We start from the raw sequence: 21,157 nt of genomic DNA, 5'->3' as shown, positions 1-21,157 counted from the left end.
AATCTAAAATTCTAAAGATAATGGGCATACAAAAACCGTTTAATCTCAATCAATGGATTGAAGAAAATAGAGACTTACTAAAACCACCAGTTGCCAATAAAAATTTGTATAAAGATGCAGGTGATTATATTGTGATGATTGTTGGTGGACCAAATGCACGAAAGGATTATCACTATAACGAAACAGAAGAATTGTTCTTTCAGTTGGAAGGAAATATTGAAGTACACATTCAAGAAGATGGCGAGAAAAAAACCATGAAATTAGGTCCTGGCGATATGTATTTGCATCCTGCTGGCGTGCCACATTCGCCTGTACGATTTGAAAATTCTATCGGCTTAGTCGTAGAGCGCAAACGAAAAGGAACCGATTTAATGGACGGTTTGCAATGGTATTGTGACAAGTGCAATCATAAACTACACGAAGTAAAATTTCCGCTGAATGATGTCGAAAAAGACTTTTTAGGACACTTCAAAACATTTTACGCATCTCCAAATTTGCTTACTTGTGACAATTGTGGACACGTAATGCCAGTGGACGAACGATTTACAGCCGATGAAGACTAACACTATTTTTCTACTCAGTTTTTTAATAGTTGCATTGTCATGCGAATCTTCTCTGACAGCGGAAAAGATTATCAAAAAATCGTTGGAAGAAGCACACGGCGGTACTGCCAATTGGGAAAAACTCAGTCATATATCATATGAAAAAATAACAACACTATATGATAGTTTAGGCAGAGCTGAAAGTGATAAAATACAATTCATTAAAACAACAATACAACCTGAGTTTTCCTCAGAAATTCGTTCCTTTGAAGGAAGCATTCGCAAACAAATAACACTAAAGGATGATAAGGTTCAACTTGTTGTAAATGATACACCACAAGTGGAAAATGAAGCGTTGCAAAGTGCACGCAAAGACCTCATGTCAGCACACTTTGTACTTTGGCAACCGTATAAATTATTAACAGATGATGTTCAACTTACGTTAGAAGGAACAGTATTTTTAGAAGATCAAACAGAAGCTTATAAAATAAAAGCAGTATATCCGAATAGTGACACCATTTGGTGGTATTATTTTGATACAACTACATTTTTGCTAAAGGAAAACGTAGTAAAACACGGAACAACGTACAGCCAAATCAAAAATATTTCACAGGAAACGAAAACTGGATTGCGCTTGCACAAAGAGCGAGAAAGTTACCTGATTGACAGCATCAAAAATCAAAAATACCTTCGCGCGCACTATCAATACGACATTACAGAATTGCGCTAAGAAACAAACTATGGAAGAATGAAGATTGCTAGAATTGTGCTATCTTCGCAAAAATTTAACAAAAGAACTAAAAAAAGTTATAAATATATGGGAGCAGTGACTACTGATTTTGGAATCAAAGAAGCTCTAGCAACGCTAGGTTTAAAAGATATCAACGAAGGAACATCAACAGGTTCAAACAATTTTTCTAACGGAGAACTCATTGAATCATACTCTCCAGTTGATGGAAAATTGATTGGAAAAGTAAAGTCGACTACAAAAGAAGACTACGAAAAAGTGATGGAAGCTGCGACTTCAGCTTTTAAAACTTGGAGAACAATGCCAGCGCCACAACGTGGAGAAGTGGTACGCCAGTTTGGAGAAAAATTAAGAGAGAAAAAAGAAGCTTTAGGAAAATTGGTTTCGTATGAAATGGGGAAATCATACCAAGAAGGTTTGGGAGAAGTTCAGGAAATGATTGACATCTGTGATTTCGCAGTGGGATTATCACGTCAGCTTCACGGATTGACGATGCATTCAGAACGTCCAGGACACAGAATGTACGAACAATACCATCCATTAGGCGTTGTCGGAATTATTTCTGCATTTAACTTTCCAGTTGCCGTTTGGGCTTGGAATACCGCTTTGGCGTGGATTTGTGGAGACGTTTGTGTGTGGAAACCATCTGAAAAAACACCTATGTGTGGTGTAGCTTGTCAAAATATTGCGGCTGAGGTTTTCGCTGAAAATAACTTACCTGAAGGAATTTGCTGCTTGGTAAATGGAGATTATAAAGTTGGAGAATACCTTTCTAAAGATACGCGTATTCCGTTAGTTTCGGCTACAGGTTCTACACGTATGGGGAAAATTGTTGCCAAAGAAGTTGCAGGACGTTTAGGAAAGTCGTTATTAGAATTAGGAGGAAACAATGCTATCATTGTAACACCTGATGCAGATATAAAAATGACCGTTATCGGAGCTGTTTTTGGAGCAGTTGGAACAGCAGGACAACGTTGTACATCAACGCGTAGATTAATCATTCATGATTCTATTTACGATAAAGTTAAAGATGCAGTAGTTGCCGCTTATGGACAATTACGTATTGGAAATCCATTAGATGAAAACAATCATGTTGGACCATTAATTGATACAGATGCGGTAAAAGGATACCAAGCTGCTTTAGAAAAAGTTGTTGCTGAAGGTGGAAACATCGTTGTAGAAGGTGGCGTTTTAGAAGGTGAAGGATATGAAAGTGGATGTTATGTAAAACCAGCCATCGCGGAAGCAGAAAATTCATTTGAAATCGTGCAGCATGAAACATTTGCACCAGTTTTATATTTGTTGAAATATTCTGGAGATGTAACCAATGCGTTAGAACTTCAAAATGGAGTTGCTCAAGGATTATCATCAGCAATTATGACCAACAACTTACGTGAAGCAGAACGTTTCTTATCTGTTGCAGGATCTGATTGTGGAATTGCCAATGTAAATATTGGAACGTCTGGAGCAGAAATTGGTGGTGCTTTTGGTGGAGAAAAAGATACAGGTGGCGGACGCGAGTCTGGATCTGATGCTTGGAAAATATACATGCGTAGACAAACAAATACAATCAACTATACTACAGAATTGCCATTAGCGCAAGGAATTAAGTTTGATTTGTAGTAGAAATTAAACATAAAAAAATCCGCTTCAAACGAAGCGGATTTTTTTATGTTTAAGATTCAAAGATTCAAAGATTCAAAGATTCAAAGATTCAAAGATTCAAAGATTCAAAGATTCGCATTTAATGCAAAATCCATTCGTAATACTAATAGATTCCTACCTTCGCAGGAATGACAATTAGAGAATGACAAACAATCTAAGAGCGAAGCGACTCAAGATTCAGTACTGAATAACGTTCGGCTGATTTTTTTAATTCTTTAATCTTTTAATTTTTCAATTAATGGTTACAGCATTCCATTTGCTTCCACCCATTTGAATTTGGTAACATCTTCTGGAATGGCAACACGCTCGGCAATACGCGCCATACGATCAGGCAATCGCATTACGTAATTTCTAGCTTTTTCGGCTGCGTCCGTTAATCCTGTTAATTTATCTATTTCCCAATACGAATTCAACTTTCTTAAAATATCAACATAATCATGCGTAGTGTACACACCTAAACGTTGCGCCGCATTTGAAAAGTTTTCAAAAGCAGTTCCGATAGCTTCTCCAGATTCACGTACAAACTGCGCTGGCATGACAATCTTTTTTCGCATCATATCTTCAAAAGCCAACATCATTTCACTTGGATCATAATTGAAGATCGTTTTTACAAATTCTCTATATGCCAAATGATGACGCATTTCGTCTCCTGCAATAATATTACACATTTTTCCAAGCAATACATTTCCTTGTTTTTTTGCTAAAAGTCCAACACGCTTGTGCGAAACATTGGTTGCCAATTCTTGAAAACTTGTGTATACAAAGTTTCTATATGGATCATTTGCGGTTCCAATATCAAATCCGTCGTTAATTAAATGCTGTGTAGTAATTTCTATTTCACGCATGTTTACACGACCTGATAAGTACAAATATTTACTTAGCACATCTCCATGACGATTTTCTTCTCCTGTCCAATGGCGAATCCATTTTGCCCAGCCATTATCTCTACCATCATTTCCACGTTGATTAATTCCTTCTACGTCCATTAACCATGATTCGTAGGTAGGTAAAGCTTCTTCCGTAATGGTGTCACCAACAAGTACAACCCAAAAATCGTATCCAAGTTCTTTGGCTTCTTCTCGGATTTGATGTACTTCGTCAAAGAAAGTATCTTCTTGAGAGTTTGGTAAAAAGTCAGTAGGTTGCCATATTTTTTCTGGCGGAATCAAATATTTATCCATGTAACCATCGATTTCTTTTTCGATAGTTTGCATGACTTCTAAACGTATGTTTTTTATAGACATTGATGGTGGTTTAATAATTTCGCAAAATTACCACTAAATATCTACAATAGCGACGCATTTGCAACAATTAACATCTTACAGTAGAAACGTTTTATTTTTGGAAAGAAAAATTGTACTATTTGTTTCGTCCTTTTTCATCAGGATACAGCTCAGGAAGCGGATCACTTTGCCAAAATTCTTTGGTGTCTACATCTAAAATCGAAAGTTTTCCCGTAAAAGCAGCACCAGTATCTACATCCCACAAATTGTGGGCTTTCATAGGCTTGTCAATTCCATATCGAATGGTTGGTGTATGTCCAATATAAATTTCATGGTACAATGACAATCGTCTTGGACCGTATGCAGTTTTGGTAATATTTTCAATACCAACACCTTCTACCAAAACAGCTGTTTCAATAAGCGTTCTATCAAAATAAAAATTCTTGGGATAAAATTCTTTTTCCACACCTAACATGGACGTAAAACCTGCATGTAGAAACAATCGATTTTTTGCATCTACAATGTAGTTTTCTAAATTGTCATAGAATGTTATGTGTTGTTCTTTGTCAAATGAAATTCGCTCGTAACTTTCAATCGTTTCTTTTCCTCCATGTCGGTACCAAACCTCGTTAATATGTCCATCTAACAACCATTCATGACACCAAACATCATGATTTCCACGAATAAAAATACACTTTTGTTTTGTGTTTAAATCGATTAAAAACTCCACCAATTCAGCCGATTCGCTCCAACCGTCCACATAATCGCCCATAAATATAAGCGTATCTGAAGTGGTAACATTGGCGCGTTTTAGCACTTGTGTTAATGCTTTAAATCCTCCATGAATATCTCCGACAACTAATGTTCTCATTCGTTTAAATTTTCTTCTAAAATAGTGTAAAAATTTATGGATAAATACTGTTTACAGAAAGATAACATTACAGCTAGAATGTGTTTATATTTTTTAAAACTCAATAAACCCAACAGGAACTTCATCCGTTAACCAAACGCCATTTTCTGATTGGTAGAATGTATGATTTTTTGCATGCATTTCACCACTTTTTATCGTTAGAATGATTGGTTTTCCACGTCTGCTTCCAACATTAATTGCGGTTTCTTTATCGGCGCTCAAATGTACATGATGTCTGCTTCCTTTTTGCAAACCCGTTGCTTGAATAGATTCCAAGAATTTTGCAACCGTTCCATGATACAAATAACTTGGCGGCTCTTTCGCATTCAAAGCTAAATTTACGTTGATAGAATGTCCTTGATTGGCTCTAATCTGTGTTTTATCTTCACTAAAAGCAAAACGTTTCTTTTCGTTTGTATCAACAACGTATATCAGTTCTTCCATAGAAAGTGTCTGTGTGTCAACGTTTATTTTTTCTAATAAAATTGAAACAGAAGTCCAACCGTTTTCATCTAGTATGATGCCAATTTCGCCAGGATTGTGTCTTAACAGATAACTCAGGAACTTGCTTATATTTTTAGTTCTTTTTTTGTCCATATAGGCTTAACTATATTTTATTTTTCGCAAAATTCGAATCGTAGCTTTATATAATTCGTAAATGTCTTTATCATAGTTTTTTAAGTATGGTTTTGCAGCATCTAGTTTTTCTTTTGCTTCATGAAAACCGTTTAAATAGCAAATCATGTAGGTTGCTGGAAGATTTCGTACATCATGATCTTCGTTTTCATTAAGCGGAATTTGCTTCGTTAGTTTTTCCAAAATGGAATTATTACTATTGTAAATATGATGCAACGTTTTTTTGTCAAATTGTGGCGCTTCAAATATTAAATTGCTATCCAAATTGTACATTCCATTGGGTTGAAAGGTAATTGTCACTTTTTCCAACGGATAGTATTTGTACTTATTTTGCAATCCAAGTGGTACATATTCAATAATGGTAAATTCATCTTCGGTATACGTAATTTCTACTTGATCAAGTGCCGAATAAAATAACTTTACTTGTTCGTTAATCAACTCAATATCAACTCTGGAATACAACGTTTTGTCGTTCTTTTTTTGTTTAATTCCTGCCCAACACACCACAAATTGTTCTTTAAACACTTGATAATGCGATTCTAAATTTTCATGTTCATTGGTAATGAAATTAATCACGCTGTCTAAGGTCAATTTGATGTTGTTTTGCGCACTTTTTTCAATAGTTTGTACAATTTCAGAGTTTACATCTTCAATGTCAATATCAAACACTTTTGGCATGGAAATGCTTCCATCACGAAGAAAAACCGAACCGCCATAATACTTCCAAATATTTTTGCGAAGTGACGTAATTTTACCGTTTGGGCGAATCGTGACCAAACCGACAACTTTTCCTTTGGGTAAATGTGGAAAGTAGATATTTTCATACTGCACCATTGGCGGATTGGTCAAATAGGCATTCACTAAATTTTGAATTTTACTATCGTCAAAAAAGTCAACACCGACAATTTTATTGTCTTCATCTTCCACACCAATCACGATAAATGAGTTATTTTTTGGGTTGCTATTGGAAAGCGCACAAATATGTTTCAGAAACTTAGCTTTTCCTTCTTTTTCGCCAATATTCAACTTTCGCTTTTTATCATAAAAACTATTCTCATCGTTGTGAGCGAGTAAGTTTTTAATCAAAAGGCGTTTATTAATCATAACAAAGTAAGTTCTTTTTGAATGTTTTTTCTAGCGTTTGCTTCCCACAAATTGTGGTATTTTTTGGTGTAATAAATCTGTGGACGAGTTAGAAAATGCTGCAATACATTCTTTCTTCCTTTCTTATACATGAAATTTGGAAACATGGAATATTCTTTGCGAATTTTTTGGGTGTATGATTCGTATGTTTCCCAATCTGTTCCTAAAATTGCCAAATCCCAGTCCAAAAGATAGGCATTATCTTCATTTTGATCATTTATGATTTCATGTTTTTTTGTAGAAATGATCAAGTTTGCACAATTTTCTATTCTTTTTGCGTCAATTTCAAGGGTTTTTAATTGTTTTTTGGCGAATTCAGCACTTTTCAATTCATTGTTGCTTTTGGTCGCTTTGTAGACGATATCATGATACCAAATGGTAAATTGTAGCACATCATAATCAACCAAATCAGCCTGATCGTTCTCAGCAAAGTGCAACATATGACTAATATGATTCAAATTGTGATAATGACGTTTTTCTTCACCATATGTATCTCTAATTTCTTTCCAATGATATTCTAAAAACAAGTTATCATTGGTATATTTAGATGTTAAATCTTTCCAGTGTATGTAGAGTCGGTTTTGCATTATGATTTGTAGCAAATTATTAAACGAATTTACTGTTGTAAATCAATTCTTTTTCACAATCGTACTCGAAGCTTGCGCCGTACACATGACCATCAAATCAGCAATATTTACATGCGCAGGACGCGACACAATAAAGTATGCAATTTCTGCAACATCTTGTGGTTTCAATGGTTGATAACCTTGATATACTTTCTCAGCTCTATTTTCATCGCCTTTAAAACGGACATCGCTAAACTCCGTTTCTACCAATCCAGGATTAATGGCGCCTACACGAATTCCATGAGCATTCAAGTCAATTCGCATTCCTTGATTTAGTGCATCAACCGCGTGTTTACTGGCACAATATACATTTCCGTTTGGATATACTTCTTTTCCAGCTGTAGAACCAATATTTAAAATATGACCGCTTTTTCGTGCGACCATTTGTGGAATAATGGCTTTGCTTACATATAATAATCCTTTCACATTGATGTCTAACATGGCGTCCCAATCGTCTAAATTTCCGCTTTGAATCGGATCCAAACCGTGCGCATTTCCTGCATTATTGATCAAAATATCAATTGTTTGAAAATTCTCGGGTAATGAATTTACAGCTGCGGCTACTTTTTCTCTTTCCCGAACATCAAAACTCAGCGTATAAACTTCCGTGTGTTTACTTAGTTCAGTCTGTAATTCATCCAAGCGTTCTTGTCTGCGTCCGCAAAGAATCAAACGGATATTGTGTGTTGCAAATTCGCGTGCAATCTCGCGTCCAATTCCACTAGTGGCACCTGTAATAAAAGCTGTTTTTTTCATATTTATTTCCCGTGCAAACGGGAATCTTTTATAATTAAACTAAAAAAATCTCAATTCTCAATACTAATATCTCATGACTGTGTAACTACGGAACTTTATGTCCTTGACTTTCTACCAATAACATAAACCAATCTTCCAATGACAACTCAATTTCTGTTGCTTTGACAGCGTTTGTTATACGTTCGGGCGTTGTCGTTCCAATTACAGGATGAATATTTGAAGGATGTTTTAAAATCCAAGCCAAGACTAATTGATCTTTCGTTGCGCTATATTTCTCAGTAAGATTGTCTAAAACCGTGTGAATTCTGCTCGTCTGTTCAGTTTCTTCTCTAAACACACTTCCTAGCGGTTGCCAAGCCATTGGTAGGATAGAATTTGTCATCATAAAATCGAGTGTGCCATCATGCATGGCATCAAAATCTGTCAATGAAAACTGTATCTGATTGGCTGAAATATCATTTTTTGTTCCAACCATCGTCATTTGCGAAGGCGTAAAGTTTGACACACCAAATTCCTTAATTTTCCCTTGTGTTGTGAGTTGGTCAATTGCTTTGGCAATTTCGTCAGGATGCATCAACGGACTTGGTCTGTGTAATAACAACAAATCTAAATAATCAGTTTGTAAATGTTGCAACGAAGTTTCGGCTGACCAAATAATATACGCCGCGGAATAATCATAATGTTTTATGGTATTTTGACGTGTTTCCGCTTGGTATTGAATACCACATTTTGAAATAATTTCGATGCTTTCGCGATCAATTCTGCTTTGTATAAAAGCGTTGCCAAACTCAGCTTCTGTAGTATAACCGCCATAAATATCAGCATGATCGAAGGTTGTAATTCCTGTGTTTTTGCAATGATGCATTAGGTCTACCATTTGTGAAGTTGACAATTGTTTTCCCCAACGTCCCCAGGTCATGGTACCTGCTATAATTCTTGAATAATTTGATTTCAAATCCTATTAATTTTCCTGTAAAAATACGAATTTGTTTTAGACCATTTGGATTGTTGGAATGTTAGATTGGTAGAATTTTTCGATTGTAAAAACTAAAAATTGTCACATCGAGCGCAGTCGAGATGCTCACTGTTATGTGAAGCTGAATCAAGTTCAGCTTGACGAAATTTAAACAATCTTCCAAGAATCTAAGAAATCCAAAAGCAAAGCGTGTCTATAAATTTAAGAGATTCCTGTCTACGCAAGAATGACAAATACGATTTTAAAATATCGTTGTCTTAATCTTTTTCCAAAGTCGTGTCAGGATGAATCCAGAGGCAATTACCACAATGGTTAAGCCAATTGCATAGTTATAATCGCCATAAATCCAGTAGCCAGTTGCAAACATAATACTGTAAATAAAAATCATAGCAACTAGCATGGCTAAAATTCCAGAAGGAACATTCCAAGGTTTTGTATCTGTTACAATTTCTACATTTGCTTCTTTGGCATCGGCAATGGTTTTGTTCCAGCCAGGTCCGCCAGGTTGTATTTTTTTATAAAAATTGAATAAGGTTTCTTTGGTTTCTGGTTGGGTCATAAGAGTTACTGTTAACCAAATAATTGTAGTAATTAAAACGACCAACGGAAATTGTGCATAACTTGGTAGTAAAGCTTCAACCGTTTGTCCACTTTCAGTTGTATGTGTAAATAAAACTTCTCCAACAACCGTTAATTTAAACAAATAAGAAATCACACCAGAAGACACCATTGCCGAAATTTCGCTCCAAGCGTTGATACGCCACCAAAACCATCGTAAAATAAAAATCAATCCCGTTCCTGCACCAAACATGATGATAATTTCAAAAAGTTGACTCGCATTTTGCAAACGCAATGCAAAAATGGCACTCAAAATCATTAAAACTACGGTAGAAATTCGTCCAACATTGACCAATTCTTTTTCAGAAGCATCTTTTTTGATGGTTTGTTTATAGAAATCATTCACAATGTAGGACGATCCCCAATTTAAATGTGTGGAAATGGTAGACATATACGCTGCAACTAAGGAAGCCAATACTAAACCTAATAATCCGCTTGGTAATTTTGTCAACATGGCAGAATAGGCAACATCGTGTCCCAATTTATCATCTGCAATGTTTGGAAATGCTTCACGGATGCTTTCTAAATCTGGAAACACTACCAACGATGCCAAGGCAACTAAAATCCACGGCCAAGGACGCAATGCATAATGCATAATATTGAAGAAAAACGTGGCGCCAATCGCGTGATTTTCATCTTTTGCGGCTAACATTCGTTGCGCAATATAACCGCCACCGCCAGGTTCGGCACCAGGAAACCACGAACTCCACCATTGTACAGCTAGTGGAATCACGATGAGCGTTATCAGAATTTCTTTATTGTTAAAATCTGGAAAAATATTGATCTTATTTGCTACATTTTCATGGGTAATTAAGTTTTCCAATCCGCCAACTTCTGGAAGTGTAACACAATAATATGCGGCTCCAATGGCACCAGCCATCGCAACGAAAAACAATAGAAAATCGGTGTATACAACGCCTTTAAATCCACCAATTGCACTAAAAATTACGGTAATTGCTCCAGCATATACTACTGTTTCCCACGGTTGCAATCCGAGCATGACGCCGCCAATTTTTATCGCGGCAAGCGTTACTCCAGCCATGGCAAATACATTAAAAACGAGTCCTAAATACATGGCACGAAATCCTCTGAGGAATTTGGCAGGTTTTCCGCCATAGCGCAATTCATAAAATTCGATATCTGTGGCAACATTCGATTTTCGCCAGAGTTTTGCATACACAAAAACCGTTAATAATCCTGTAATTAAAAATGACCACCACATCCAGTTTGATGAAACTCCATCTTTACGAACAATATCAGTCACAAAATTTGGTGTATCGGTTGAAAAAGTGGTTGCCACCATAGAAATTCCTAAAATCCACCACGGCATATTTCGTCCTGACAAAAAATATTCGGATGTATTTTTTCCTGAAGTTTTGGAGACATACAATCCAATTCCTAAAACAATTGCAAAAAATCCAAAAATCAGGCTATAATCCAAAGTTGATAATTCCATAAAAACGGTTTAAAAAAGGGTAATTTGGTCAATAATATTGCGAAACGTACACTTTTGAGTTTTAAAGGCTTCAATATATAAATTATCCTAAATATTTTAACCAATTATTAACAGCAATAAAGGAATAATTTTAACAATTTGCATCGTTAAAATGTGATTAGTAAATTCACGCCTCAAAAAAGTACCGAAATGGAAGAAACAATAGATATTAGAGCTATTAGTGAAAAGATAGAAAGAGAAAGTGCATTTGTCGATTTGCTCATGTTAGAAATGAACAAAGTAATTGTAGGACAAAGACACATGGTTGAGCGTTTGTTGATTGGCTTGTTAGGACAAGGACATATTTTGTTAGAAGGTGTTCCTGGACTGGCAAAAACATTGGCAATTAACACATTGAGTAAAGCTGTTCAAGGAAGTTTTAGTAGAATTCAGTTTACACCTGATTTGCTTCCTGCGGATGTTGTCGGAACGTTGATTTACAACATGAAAGACAATGATTTCTCGATTAAAAAAGGACCAATCTTTGCAAATTTTGTTTTGGCAGATGAAATCAACCGTGCGCCAGCAAAAGTGCAATCGGCACTATTAGAAGCCATGCAGGAAAAGCAAGTAACTATTGGCGATGAAACGTTTATTTTAGACAAACCTTTCTTGGTAATGGCAACGCAAAACCCTGTAGAACAAGAAGGAACGTATCCGTTACCGGAAGCACAAGTAGACCGTTTTATGTTGAAAACTGTGATTGATTATCCAAAAATGGATGAAGAACAATTGATCATGCGTGCCAACTTAAAAGGAAGTTTTGAAAAAGTAAATGCGGTAGTTTCTGTAGATCAAATTCTAAAAGCTCAAGAAGCAGTACGTGAAGTATATATGGATGAAAAGATTGAAAAATACATCTTAGACATCATTTTTGCGACACGTTATCCTGAAAAATACAAACTAGAAAACTTAAAACCATTAATCAGTTTTGGAGCTTCTCCTCGTGGAAGTATCAACTTGGCGACGGCTGCAAAATGTTATGCATTCATCAAGCGAAGAGGATATGTCATTCCTGAAGATGTACGTGCGGTAGTTCATGATGTGTTACGTCACAGAATTGGAATTACGTATGAAGCAGAAGCAGAAAATATTACTTCTGAAGGAATCATCAATGATATTGTAAACGAAATTGAAGTACCATAGATAGTTGACTTTGTCATTCCTGCGAAGGCAGGAATCTACTAATGAACTAAATCGGATACTTAAAAAGATTCCGCATCAAGTGCGGAATGTCTGCGACACTGAACAATGGATACAAAAGAGTTACTTAAAAAAGTACGAAAAATAGAAATCAAAACGCGCCGTTTGAGCGATCATATTTTTGGTGGAGAATATCATTCTACATTCAAAGGAAGAGGTATGACGTTTAGCGAAGTGCGTCAGTATCAGTTTGGTGATGATGTTCGTAATATTGATTGGAATGTAACGGCACGCTACAACGAACCTTATATTAAAGTTTTTGAAGAAGAACGCGAATTGACCATGATGTTAATGGTCGATGTTTCAGGTTCTGAATTGTTTGGTACCAATACACAGTTTAAAAACGAAACCATTACGGAGATTTCAGCAACTCTGGCGTTTTCAGCAATGCAGAATAATGACAAAGTTGGTTTAATTCTGTTTTCAGACGAAATAGAACTTTTCATTCCACCCAAAAAAGGAAAATCACATGTATTGCGTATCATTCGTGAACTGTTAGAATTTACACCCAAAAGTACCAAAACCGATATTTCACAAGCATTGCGCTTTTTATCAAGCGTCATGAAGAAAAAAGCCATTGTTTTTATGTTGTCTGATTTTATTGCAGATGACTACGAACAAACGTTGAAAATTTCTGCCAAAAAGCACGACTTAACAGGAATTCGTATTTATGACCAACGTGAAGAGGAAATTCCAAATTTAGGAATCGTACAAATGCTCGATAGTGAAACAGGCGAAAGCATGTTGGTCAATACAGGTTCAAAAACGGTTCGTAACAACTATGCCAAATACTATCAGGATAAAGTAAATTACTTCAAAGAATTATTTTCACGAAGTGGTGCAGGCGTGTTGAGTACGCGTGTTGACGAAAGTTATGTAAAAAAACTATTAGGATATTTTAAACGAAGAGGATAAGCGAATGATGAATAATGAATTAAAAATGATGAATAGAAATTGGCAACCATCCAATGGGAAAAGTGCATTCACTCGAATGTGTGGCTTTTGGATCGTATTCTTTTTTCTTTTTTCTACGTATTCATTTGCACAAAAAGTCACAGCTGTAGTCGATTCTACAGCAATAAAAATAGGAGAAGAAATAAAACTTTCCATCTCAGTAGAAGCCGATTCCACGGCAAGTGTGGTGTTTCCACAGGAAAAAAATCTATTTCTTCCACTAGAATTGCTGGAAGCGTACAATGTTGATACGCTGAAAAAAGATGCCAAATACAATCTGACTAGAATGTACGGATTGACACAATTTGACTCAGGAAAATATTTCATTCCAAAGCAAAAAATACTCATCAACGAAAAACCATACTTTACAGATTCTATTCGAATTGCTGTGGCAGATGTTCCTGTAGATACGCTTAAACAGAAAATGTTTGAAATAAAACCATTGGTTTCTGTTGAAAAAGGAAGTAGTAATTGGTGGAAATGGTTTTTGGTAATTCTTGTATTAGTAGCCGCATTTGGAGCCTATTTTTACTTTTTTGTATTTCAGCTTAAAGCGAAAAAGAAGAAAAAGAAGAAAAAAGAAATTCCGCCATATGATAGAGCTTTATTGCAACTGAATGAATTGGATAACTCTACCTTATTATTAAAATCGGAATACAAAGATTACTATTCAGAATTGACAAACATTGTACGTCAATACATTGAAGAAGAAGTACATATTGATGCGTTGGAAAGTACCACGGAAGAACTTATCCGTAAAATAGAAGCGCAAAAACAAGCAGGATATTTAGATTTAAAAGATGAAACCATTAAAAATCTGAAAAACGTACTGCAAACCGCCGATTTGGTAAAATTTGCAAAGTCAAAACCAGATGATGCCGTTGTAAAAGCCGATCGTAATTTGGTAGAATACATTGTAGTAGAAACCAAAGAAGCCATTCCTGAAATATCTGAAGAAGAACGTATAAAAGATGAAGCGTACAAACTGCGTTTGATTGAAGAACAACGTAAAAAAACACGTTTCAGAAATGCTGCTATCGGAATTGTCGCTATGATTATTGTATTCGGTGGACTCATCGGTTACGCGACATTATCCTACGTAAAAGAAAACACATACATCGGTCATTCCATCACAGATTTAGTTGATGGCGAATGGGTTCCGAGTGAATATGGCGTTTCAGGCTTTACCATTTCGACACCGAAAGTATTAAAGCGAATCAGTCCTATTAAAAAGTCAGACAGTATCAAATCGCCAGTAAACTCAGAAATATTTCAATATCAAAGTTATTTGGCACCATTCGCGATTACGCTAGAAACACTGACATTTACAGAAAAAATAGAAATTACAGCAGATCAAATTACGGAGCAAATCCTAAAACAATACGAGCAAGCGGGAACTACTGATATCGTGGTAAAATATGACGAATACGAATCGCCACGCGGGATCAAAGGACTCAAAATGTATGGAAGTGCCACATTTAACGATGTGCAAAATCCATTAGGAACTACGCAGCGAAGAGCTTATGAAGTATACATATTTGAAGAAGGCATTGGCGTGCAAATTCTGCGTATGATGTATGCAGAAAATGACGAAGAAGGGAAAAAGATTGTAGATAGAATCCTAAACTCAATAACACAAATAGAAGAACAAAAATGATGTTAGAAAATTATGCTTTTGCACATCCACAATTCTTTTGGCTGTTATTGGCTTTGCCACTAGCAATAGCTTGGTACATTTGGAAACAACCAAAACAATTGGCATCTGTAAAAATATCAAGTATACAAGGTTTCAAAACAACACCAAGTATATTACCAAAGCTAAAACCAATACTTTTTGCATTGCGCTTACTCGCTATTGTTTCATTGATTATTGCAATTGCGCGTCCGCAAACCAAAGAAGTTTCAACACGTGTAAAAACCAATAGCGGAATCGACATTGTAATGGCAATTGATGTCTCGGCAAGTATGTTGTCGAAAGACTTAAAGCCAAATCGACTAACAGCCTTAAAAAAAGTGGCGGCGGAATTTATAAACGGACGACCAAGTGATCGTATCGGATTGGTGGTATATGCCGGAGAAAGTTTTACCAAAACACCTATTACAACCGATAAAAATATCATTCAAACGGCGTTGAAAGATATCAAATACAAACATGGCGAATTGGTTGGTGGAACAGCTATCGGTATGGGTTTAGCGACAGCGGTAAACAGACTTAAAGAAAGTGACACCAAAAGTAAAGTCATTATTTTGCTAACCGATGGAGTCAACAATACAGGGTTTATTGAACCACAAATTGCTTCAGAATTGGCAATTGAATATGGCATAAAAGTATATACCATAGGTATTGGCACCAACGGAATGGCACCAACGCCCATACGAATAAATCCTGATGGAAGTCTAATGTATAGAAATATGGAAGTCACTATTGATGAAGACTTATTAAAACAAATAGCGACAACCACAGGCGGAAAATACTTTAGAGCGACCAATAGTAAAAAATTGGCACAGATTTATGAAGAAATCAATAAACTAGAAAAAACAGAAATAGAAGAATTCAAATACACAAATTATGAAGAAAAATTTAGAATATTTGTACTGTTTGCAGGACTCTTATTACTAGTAGAAATTATATTAAGAAAAACCATATTTAGAAGTTTTATCTAACTCATGGAAACAAAAGGAGTCATCATTATAGGAAGTGCGAGAAGTAAAGGGAACACTTATAAAACTGTTTCAGAACTTCAACAACAAACGGGTTTTGATGTAGTAGATTTAAAAACATACAGCATCAATCATTTTGATTATAATTTTGAAAATGAAGATGATTTTAATGCACTTTTTAAAAAACTGACAGCAGCTTACAACACGTTTGTATTTGCAACGCCTATATATTGGTACACTATGAGTGGAATGATGAAGGTGTTTTTTGACAGAATATCAGACTTTCTATTTCATGAAAAAGAAGTAGGAAGACGTTTGCGAAATACAAAAATGGGTGTACTCAGTTGCGGATCGGATCAAGAACTAAAAGAAGGTTTTCAAATGCCTTTTATAGAAAGTGCACACTATTTAGGTATGAACTATATAGGACATATTCATACATGGATTGAAGAAGAAAATATAACACAAGAAGTGCAGCAACGTATCACAAACTTTGCGAATCAATTGATGGAAAAATAACATGCTAGAAGAAAAAAAATATTTTTACTTACTCATTATCATACCAATTGCGGTATTGGTATTTATACTCTTGCAACTTTGGAAACGAAGTGCACAGCGTAAATTTGCTGATAAACAATTGTTAGCACGATTAAGTCCAGAAAAATCGATTTTCAAGCCAATTCTAAAACTTACCATTTGGTGTTTGGCAATAGCTTCACTTACGGTTGCATTGGTCAATCCAAAAATTGGCACGAAATTAGAAACAGTAAAACGAGAAGGTGTTGACATCGTTTTTGCGGTAGATGTATCTAAAAGTATGCTGGCAGAAGACATTTCGCCAAGTCGATTGGACAAATCAAAACGAATAGTTTCTGAAATCATCAATAAATTGGGAAGTGATCGTATTGGAATCATCGCGTATGCGGGAAGAGCCGTGCCACAGTTGCCAATTACCACAGACTTTTCGGCGGCAAAAATGTTTCTCTCAAACCTAAATACAGACATGTTGTCTTCACAAGGAACAGCCATTGATGACGCGATTCGTTTGGCAAAAACCTATTATGATGATGTAGAACAAACCAATCGTGTATTGGTCATCATTTCCGATGGAGAAGATCATACTGGTGGCGCTGGAAAAATTGCAGAAGAAGCTACAAAAGAAGGAATAAAAACTTATACCATTGGTGTTGGAACAACAAAAGGTGGTCCAATTCCTTTAAAAAGAAGAGGCATTACAGAATCGTACAAACGCGATATGCAAGGCGAGGTTGTCATCACGAAGCTCAACAAAAAAACATTAGAAACGATTGCTTCGGAAGGCAATGGCGAATATATTGACGGTTCTAATACAGAAGCTGCCGTTGAGTTTATCACAAGCCAACTAAACGCGATGGACAAAACAGAATTTGAAGCAAAAAAGTTTTCTGAATATCAAGACCAATTTCAATGGTTTCTCGGATTGGGAATCTTTTTATTACTGTTAGATATATTTCTATTAGAACGAAAAACAGCGTGGTTACAAAAGTTGAATTTATTTAATGAAAAAGGATCATGAAGCACTTAAAAAACATATGGATAGTATTATTTACGGTTTCGATTGCCTTTGCTCAAAACAAAGAAGCTGAAAAAATAAAGCAAGAATCGAATCGGTATACGTACAAAGGCAATCAGGCATTGCAAGAAGATAGTTTCTCAGATGCTGAGGCAGAATACAGAAAAGCAATTTCAAAAGATGCCGAAAACGCTACGGCAAAGTACAATTTAGGAAATGCATATTACACTAATGAAAGTTATGCAGAAGCTTTCAATCGGTACAAACAAGCTACAAAAGTAGCATTGACCAAAGAAGAAAAGCACAGCGCGTATCATAACATGGGAAATATTTTCATGAAAAATAAAGAATACGAAAAAGCGGTTGTAGCATATAAAAATGCACTTCGAAACAATCCTAAAGACGACGAAACACGGTACAATCTGGCGTTAGCCAAAGACATGTTAGAAAAAAATCCTCCAAAAGACGACGAAAACAAAGAAGACAAGGATAAAAAAGATCAGAAAAAGGAAGACGAGAACAAAAAAGATCAAGACGACAAAAAAGATAACAAGGATAAAAACGAAGACGAAGGAGATAAAGAGAAAGATAAAGGCGGAAAAGACGACAAAGACAAAGACGGAGAAGGCGATAAAGAAAAAGAGAAGAACAAAAAAGACGATAAAAACGATAAGGAAAATGCGGATCAAAAAGATGATAAAAAGCAACAACAACAAGCAAAGCCAAATCAATTATCGCCACAACAAATAAAGAGTTTATTACAAGCAATGAACAATGCTGAAAAGAAAACTCAAGACAAACTCAATGAGAAAAAAGGAAAAGCCATAAAAGTGAAAGCTGAAAAAGATTGGTAATCATTTAAGCGCTTACAATACATGAAAACAAACACATACATACTCACACTTATATGCTTGCTCATTGCTAATTTTGCAACGGCTCAGGTTACGTTTGAAACAAAAGTTAGCAAGAAAAAAATAGGCGTTAACGAACGTTTACGTGTTGATTTTGAAATGGATCGAGATGGCGACAACTTTACGGCGCCAAAATTCACAGGATTTCGCATCACTGCCGGACCGATACAATCTATGAATCATGTGTGGAACAATGGGCAAAAATCATTTTCAAAAACATATACATACTTCCTGCAACCTACAAGTGAAGGAAAATTTACAATCAAACAAGCAAAAGTTGAAATAGAAGGCAAAATATACAAAACACAACCTGTAACAGTTCAAGTTACTACAGCAGTTGCAAAATCGAATGATAGCAATAGCTCCGATTATGCCATTTCAGAAGGATTGCACTTGGTCACAGAAGTTTCTAATGGAAAACCATTTTTAAATGAACCTGTTACCGTTACCTACAAATTATATGTAAAACCAGGCATCAACGTAAGCGACTACCGAGAACTTGGAAAGCCAACATTTAACAACTTTTGGAGTCAAAACATTGAAACACGCATTCGCGCAGAAAGCGGCACTTACAAAGGCGAACAATATTCATATGTAGTGCTAAAACGATTTGTACTCTATCCACAAAAAACAGGAAAACAAACCATTGAGCCATTTTCTATTGATGTGCAAGTTTCGGTACCTACACAAAGAAGAAGTGTGTTTGGAAGACAATATGAAACCGTTCATAAAACCATTTCCTCTGCTCGTCGTACAGTAAACGTACAAGCATTACCAGAAGCAGGAAAACCTGCAGATTTTACTGGTGCAGTGGGTAATTTTGAATTCGAAGTTACTACAAGTAAAAACTCGTTAAACGCTACAGAATCACTACAAGCGAAAGTTGAGGTTTCTGGGAAAGGAAATTTAAAACTGTTTCAATTACCAAAATTAAAGCTGCCAAACAGTTTAGAGGTGTACGATCCTGAATTTACTGAAAAAGTATCCACACGAATCAGTGGAATGCAAGGACGAATTTCAGACAGTTACACGGTAGTTCCACAATACAAAGGGAAATATCCAATTCCGAGTATTTCGTTTTCATATTTTGATCCGAAAACAGAAAAATACAAAACGCTAACTTCAGACGAAATTGTCATAAATGTTATTGAAGGTCCTGTAAATTCAGCTACAGCTGAAAGTACATCGACACAAAATACCACACAAAAGCAACTCATTACAACCTCAGGCGAACAATTTAGATTCTTAAAAACATCGACAAATTTAGTCTCTGGAAAACAAGCAGATTTCTTTAAAACGAACTTATTTTATGGTTTATTGATTGCTCCGTTCCTTTTCATTCCAATCATTTTATTGGTGCGAAGAAAAAAGCGAGAATTTGATAATGACATTCAAGGAAGCAAAACACGAAGAGCCAATCGTTTGGCAAAAAAATACTTGTCAGAAGCCAAGAAACACTTGGGCGAAAAAGAAGCGTTTTACGAAGTATTGGAACGTGCATTGCACAACTATTTACGCGCAAAACTCAGCATAGAAACGTCTGAATTTAGTAAAGAAAAAATAAGTCAGTTACTCACACAACGCGGCGTAAAACAAGAAACGCTTCAAGACTTTATTGGCTTATTAGAAAGCTGCGAATTTGCACGATATACGCCAGCTTCAGATGTGACAATCAACAAAGATTACGAAAAAGCGGTGGAAACCATTTCGCAAATTGACAAACAAATTAAGTAATTAGAAAGAGATGAAAATACAGCTTACATACCTATTTCTCGCGTTCATTTCTAGTCTAACGCTGGCATTTGGACAAGAAAATACAGAAGTATTCAATTCGGCAAATAATGCCTACAACGAAGGAAAATACCAAGAAGCCATTACTCAATACAAATCTATTTTGGATACGGGCGAATATTCGGCGGAGTTGTATTACAATTTAGCAAATGCTTACTACAAAACCAATGTAATTGGTCCAAGTATTTACTACTTTGAAAAAGCATTGCAATTGTCGCCAAACGATAAAGACATTTTAAATAATTTGGCGTTCGCAAGAAACATGACCATTGATGCCATAGAGCCTTTACCTAAAACACAACTTTCAAAATTTTCGAGTAACATTACAGGCACATTTACATACAATCAATGGGCTTGGATTGCAGTTATTTTGGCATTTATCTGTGTAATATCATTCCTATTATATCAATTTTCATATCAAAGCTTACAGAAAAGAATCTACTTTCTCATTAGCTTCATCGTGTTTATTTTTATGTTGGGAATTATTGCAATCACGTATCAACAATATGAGAAAGCACAGCAAGACAGACCTGCCATTGTATTTGCTGCTGAAACTACTGTAAAAGCAGAGCCAAACTTGCGAAGCGATGCAGTATTTACATTACACGAAGGAACAAAAGTACAAGTCTTAGACACGGTAGCAGATTGGAAAAAAATACGTCTCATTGATGGAAAAATAGGTTGGATTATTGCCGAAGATATCAATGAATTATAAAAATACACTAACTTTTAGTAGTTAGAAATATC

At 35.7% G+C, this 21,157-nt stretch carries 20 protein-coding genes; 12 read left to right on the top strand and 8 right to left on the bottom strand.

Annotated features, from left to right (window positions below; genetic code table 11):
* Positions 1 to 20: 20 nt before the first annotated feature.
* The 3 genes from AA089_RS00570 (at position 21) to amaB (ending at position 2,913) form a co-directional block, all read left to right on the top strand.
* Positions 21 to 563, top strand: a complete 543-nt coding sequence (locus tag AA089_RS00570) for a 3-hydroxyanthranilate 3,4-dioxygenase (RefSeq protein ID WP_046754952.1) — start codon at positions 21 to 23, stop codon at positions 561 to 563.
* Positions 553 to 1,272: a hypothetical protein gene (locus tag AA089_RS00565; protein ID WP_156168846.1), complete on the top strand. Its 720-nt coding sequence runs from the start codon at positions 553 to 555 to the stop codon at positions 1,270 to 1,272. Before AA089_RS00570 ends, AA089_RS00565 begins: the two co-directional genes overlap by 11 nt.
* 87 nt (positions 1,273 to 1,359) lie before the next feature.
* Complete coding sequence (gene amaB / locus AA089_RS00560; protein WP_046755018.1) at positions 1,360 to 2,913, top strand: L-piperidine-6-carboxylate dehydrogenase; 1,554 nt, start codon at positions 1,360 to 1,362, stop codon at positions 2,911 to 2,913.
* Between the two features lie 284 nt (positions 2,914 to 3,197).
* Here the strand turns inward: amaB and AA089_RS00555 are convergent, their stop codons facing one another.
* The 8 genes from AA089_RS00555 to AA089_RS00520 all read right to left on the bottom strand — a co-directional run bounded on the left by AA089_RS00555 (position 3,198) and on the right by AA089_RS00520 (position 11,299).
* Entirely contained in the window at positions 3,198 to 4,199 is a 1,002-nt protein-coding gene (locus AA089_RS00555; RefSeq protein ID WP_046754950.1) for an acyl-ACP desaturase, read from the bottom strand.
* 115 nt (positions 4,200 to 4,314) lie between these two features.
* Positions 4,315 to 5,049, bottom strand: a complete 735-nt coding sequence (locus AA089_RS00550; protein WP_046754949.1) for a metallophosphoesterase — start codon at positions 5,047 to 5,049, stop codon at positions 4,315 to 4,317.
* A gap of 93 nt (positions 5,050 to 5,142) precedes the next feature.
* Positions 5,143 to 5,685, bottom strand: a complete 543-nt coding sequence (locus tag AA089_RS00545; protein ID WP_046754948.1) for an RNA 2'-phosphotransferase — start codon at positions 5,683 to 5,685, stop codon at positions 5,143 to 5,145.
* 6 nt (positions 5,686 to 5,691) lie between these two features.
* Positions 5,692 to 6,828 (bottom strand): ATP-binding protein, encoded by a 1,137-nt coding sequence (locus tag AA089_RS00540; RefSeq protein ID WP_046754947.1) that lies wholly within the window; start codon positions 6,826 to 6,828, stop codon positions 5,692 to 5,694.
* On the bottom strand, positions 6,825 to 7,454 hold the full coding sequence (locus AA089_RS00535) for an HD domain-containing protein (protein ID WP_046755017.1): 630 nt from the start codon (positions 7,452 to 7,454) through the stop codon (positions 6,825 to 6,827). Before AA089_RS00535 ends, AA089_RS00540 begins: the two co-directional genes overlap by 4 nt.
* 42 nt (positions 7,455 to 7,496) lie before the next feature.
* Positions 7,497 to 8,249 carry an SDR family NAD(P)-dependent oxidoreductase gene (locus tag AA089_RS00530; protein ID WP_046754946.1) on the bottom strand — a complete coding sequence of 251 codons (753 nt, stop codon included), beginning with the start codon at positions 8,247 to 8,249 and terminating at the stop codon, positions 7,497 to 7,499.
* A gap of 85 nt (positions 8,250 to 8,334) precedes the next feature.
* On the bottom strand, positions 8,335 to 9,204 hold the full coding sequence (locus AA089_RS00525; protein ID WP_082113158.1) for an aldo/keto reductase: 870 nt from the start codon (positions 9,202 to 9,204) through the stop codon (positions 8,335 to 8,337).
* Positions 9,205 to 9,466: 262 nt separating this feature from the next.
* Positions 9,467 to 11,299: a sodium:solute symporter family protein gene (locus AA089_RS00520; protein ID WP_046754944.1), complete on the bottom strand. Its 1,833-nt coding sequence runs from the start codon at positions 11,297 to 11,299 to the stop codon at positions 9,467 to 9,469.
* 189 nt (positions 11,300 to 11,488) lie between these two features.
* Here AA089_RS00520 and AA089_RS00515 point away from each other — a divergent pair, with 189 nt between their 5' ends.
* The 9 genes from AA089_RS00515 to AA089_RS00475 all read left to right on the top strand — a co-directional run bounded on the left by AA089_RS00515 (position 11,489) and on the right by AA089_RS00475 (position 21,125).
* Entirely contained in the window at positions 11,489 to 12,484 is a 996-nt protein-coding gene (locus AA089_RS00515) for an AAA family ATPase (RefSeq protein WP_046754943.1), read from the top strand.
* Positions 12,485 to 12,589: 105 nt separating this feature from the next.
* Complete coding sequence (locus AA089_RS00510) at positions 12,590 to 13,456, top strand: DUF58 domain-containing protein (RefSeq protein WP_046754942.1); 867 nt, start codon at positions 12,590 to 12,592, stop codon at positions 13,454 to 13,456.
* 25 nt (positions 13,457 to 13,481) lie between these two features.
* A complete protein-coding gene (locus AA089_RS00505) occupies positions 13,482 to 15,152 on the top strand; it encodes a hypothetical protein (protein ID WP_156168845.1) in 1,671 nt (556 codons plus the stop codon).
* Positions 15,152 to 16,159, top strand: a complete 1,008-nt coding sequence (locus AA089_RS00500; protein ID WP_046754941.1) for a vWA domain-containing protein — start codon at positions 15,152 to 15,154, stop codon at positions 16,157 to 16,159. The genes AA089_RS00505 and AA089_RS00500 overlap by 1 nt, the downstream gene beginning before the upstream one ends.
* A gap of 3 nt (positions 16,160 to 16,162) precedes the next feature.
* The gene (locus tag AA089_RS00495) at positions 16,163 to 16,675 is read left to right on the top strand and encodes a flavodoxin family protein (RefSeq protein ID WP_046754940.1); all 513 of its coding nucleotides are present in this window, start codon (positions 16,163 to 16,165) and stop codon (positions 16,673 to 16,675) included.
* A 1-nt stretch (position 16,676) separates the two neighbouring features.
* Positions 16,677 to 17,711 (top strand): vWA domain-containing protein, encoded by a 1,035-nt coding sequence (locus tag AA089_RS00490; RefSeq protein ID WP_046754939.1) that lies wholly within the window; start codon positions 16,677 to 16,679, stop codon positions 17,709 to 17,711.
* On the top strand, positions 17,708 to 18,562 hold the full coding sequence (locus AA089_RS00485) for a tetratricopeptide repeat protein (RefSeq protein ID WP_046754938.1): 855 nt from the start codon (positions 17,708 to 17,710) through the stop codon (positions 18,560 to 18,562). Before AA089_RS00490 ends, AA089_RS00485 begins: the two co-directional genes overlap by 4 nt.
* Before the next feature lie 21 nt (positions 18,563 to 18,583).
* Positions 18,584 to 20,353, top strand: coding sequence for a BatD family protein (locus AA089_RS00480; RefSeq protein WP_046754937.1), 1,770 nt, complete (start codon positions 18,584 to 18,586; stop codon positions 20,351 to 20,353).
* A 10-nt stretch (positions 20,354 to 20,363) separates the two neighbouring features.
* Positions 20,364 to 21,125 carry a tetratricopeptide repeat protein gene (locus AA089_RS00475; RefSeq protein ID WP_046754936.1) on the top strand — a complete coding sequence of 254 codons (762 nt, stop codon included), beginning with the start codon at positions 20,364 to 20,366 and terminating at the stop codon, positions 21,123 to 21,125.
* Positions 21,126 to 21,157 lie beyond the last annotated feature (32 nt).

The organism is Kordia jejudonensis, from assembly GCF_001005315.1.
GTDB classification, from domain to species: Bacteria; Bacteroidota; Bacteroidia; order Flavobacteriales; family Flavobacteriaceae; genus Kordia; species Kordia jejudonensis.
The sequence above is the reverse complement of the archived record's forward strand: the minus strand, read 5'-3'. Positions and strand labels throughout refer to the sequence as shown.

Coding starts and splice junctions, on each gene's coding strand:
- AA089_RS00570 (WP_046754952.1), top strand. CDS start 21: ATGGGCATACAAAAACCGTTTAATCTCAATCAATGGATTGAAGAAAAT.
- AA089_RS00565 (WP_156168846.1), top strand. CDS start 553: ATGAAGACTAACACTATTTTTCTACTCAGTTTTTTAATAGTTGCATTG.
- amaB (WP_046755018.1), top strand. CDS start 1,360: ATGGGAGCAGTGACTACTGATTTTGGAATCAAAGAAGCTCTAGCAACG.
- AA089_RS00555 (WP_046754950.1), bottom strand. CDS start 4,199: ATGTCTATAAAAAACATACGTTTAGAAGTCATGCAAACTATCGAAAAA.
- AA089_RS00550 (WP_046754949.1), bottom strand. CDS start 5,049: ATGAGAACATTAGTTGTCGGAGATATTCATGGAGGATTTAAAGCATTA.
- AA089_RS00545 (WP_046754948.1), bottom strand. CDS start 5,685: ATGGACAAAAAAAGAACTAAAAATATAAGCAAGTTCCTGAGTTATCTG.
- AA089_RS00540 (WP_046754947.1), bottom strand. CDS start 6,828: ATGATTAATAAACGCCTTTTGATTAAAAACTTACTCGCTCACAACGAT.
- AA089_RS00535 (WP_046755017.1), bottom strand. CDS start 7,454: ATGCAAAACCGACTCTACATACACTGGAAAGATTTAACATCTAAATAT.
- AA089_RS00530 (WP_046754946.1), bottom strand. CDS start 8,249: ATGAAAAAAACAGCTTTTATTACAGGTGCCACTAGTGGAATTGGACGC.
- AA089_RS00520 (WP_046754944.1), bottom strand. CDS start 11,299: ATGGAATTATCAACTTTGGATTATAGCCTGATTTTTGGATTTTTTGCA.
- AA089_RS00515 (WP_046754943.1), top strand. CDS start 11,489: ATGGAAGAAACAATAGATATTAGAGCTATTAGTGAAAAGATAGAAAGA.
- AA089_RS00510 (WP_046754942.1), top strand. CDS start 12,590: ATGGATACAAAAGAGTTACTTAAAAAAGTACGAAAAATAGAAATCAAA.
- AA089_RS00505 (WP_156168845.1), top strand. CDS start 13,482: ATGATGAATAGAAATTGGCAACCATCCAATGGGAAAAGTGCATTCACT.
- AA089_RS00500 (WP_046754941.1), top strand. CDS start 15,152: ATGTTAGAAAATTATGCTTTTGCACATCCACAATTCTTTTGGCTGTTA.
- AA089_RS00495 (WP_046754940.1), top strand. CDS start 16,163: ATGGAAACAAAAGGAGTCATCATTATAGGAAGTGCGAGAAGTAAAGGG.
- AA089_RS00490 (WP_046754939.1), top strand. CDS start 16,677: ATGCTAGAAGAAAAAAAATATTTTTACTTACTCATTATCATACCAATT.
- AA089_RS00485 (WP_046754938.1), top strand. CDS start 17,708: ATGAAGCACTTAAAAAACATATGGATAGTATTATTTACGGTTTCGATT.
- AA089_RS00480 (WP_046754937.1), top strand. CDS start 18,584: ATGAAAACAAACACATACATACTCACACTTATATGCTTGCTCATTGCT.
- AA089_RS00475 (WP_046754936.1), top strand. CDS start 20,364: ATGAAAATACAGCTTACATACCTATTTCTCGCGTTCATTTCTAGTCTA.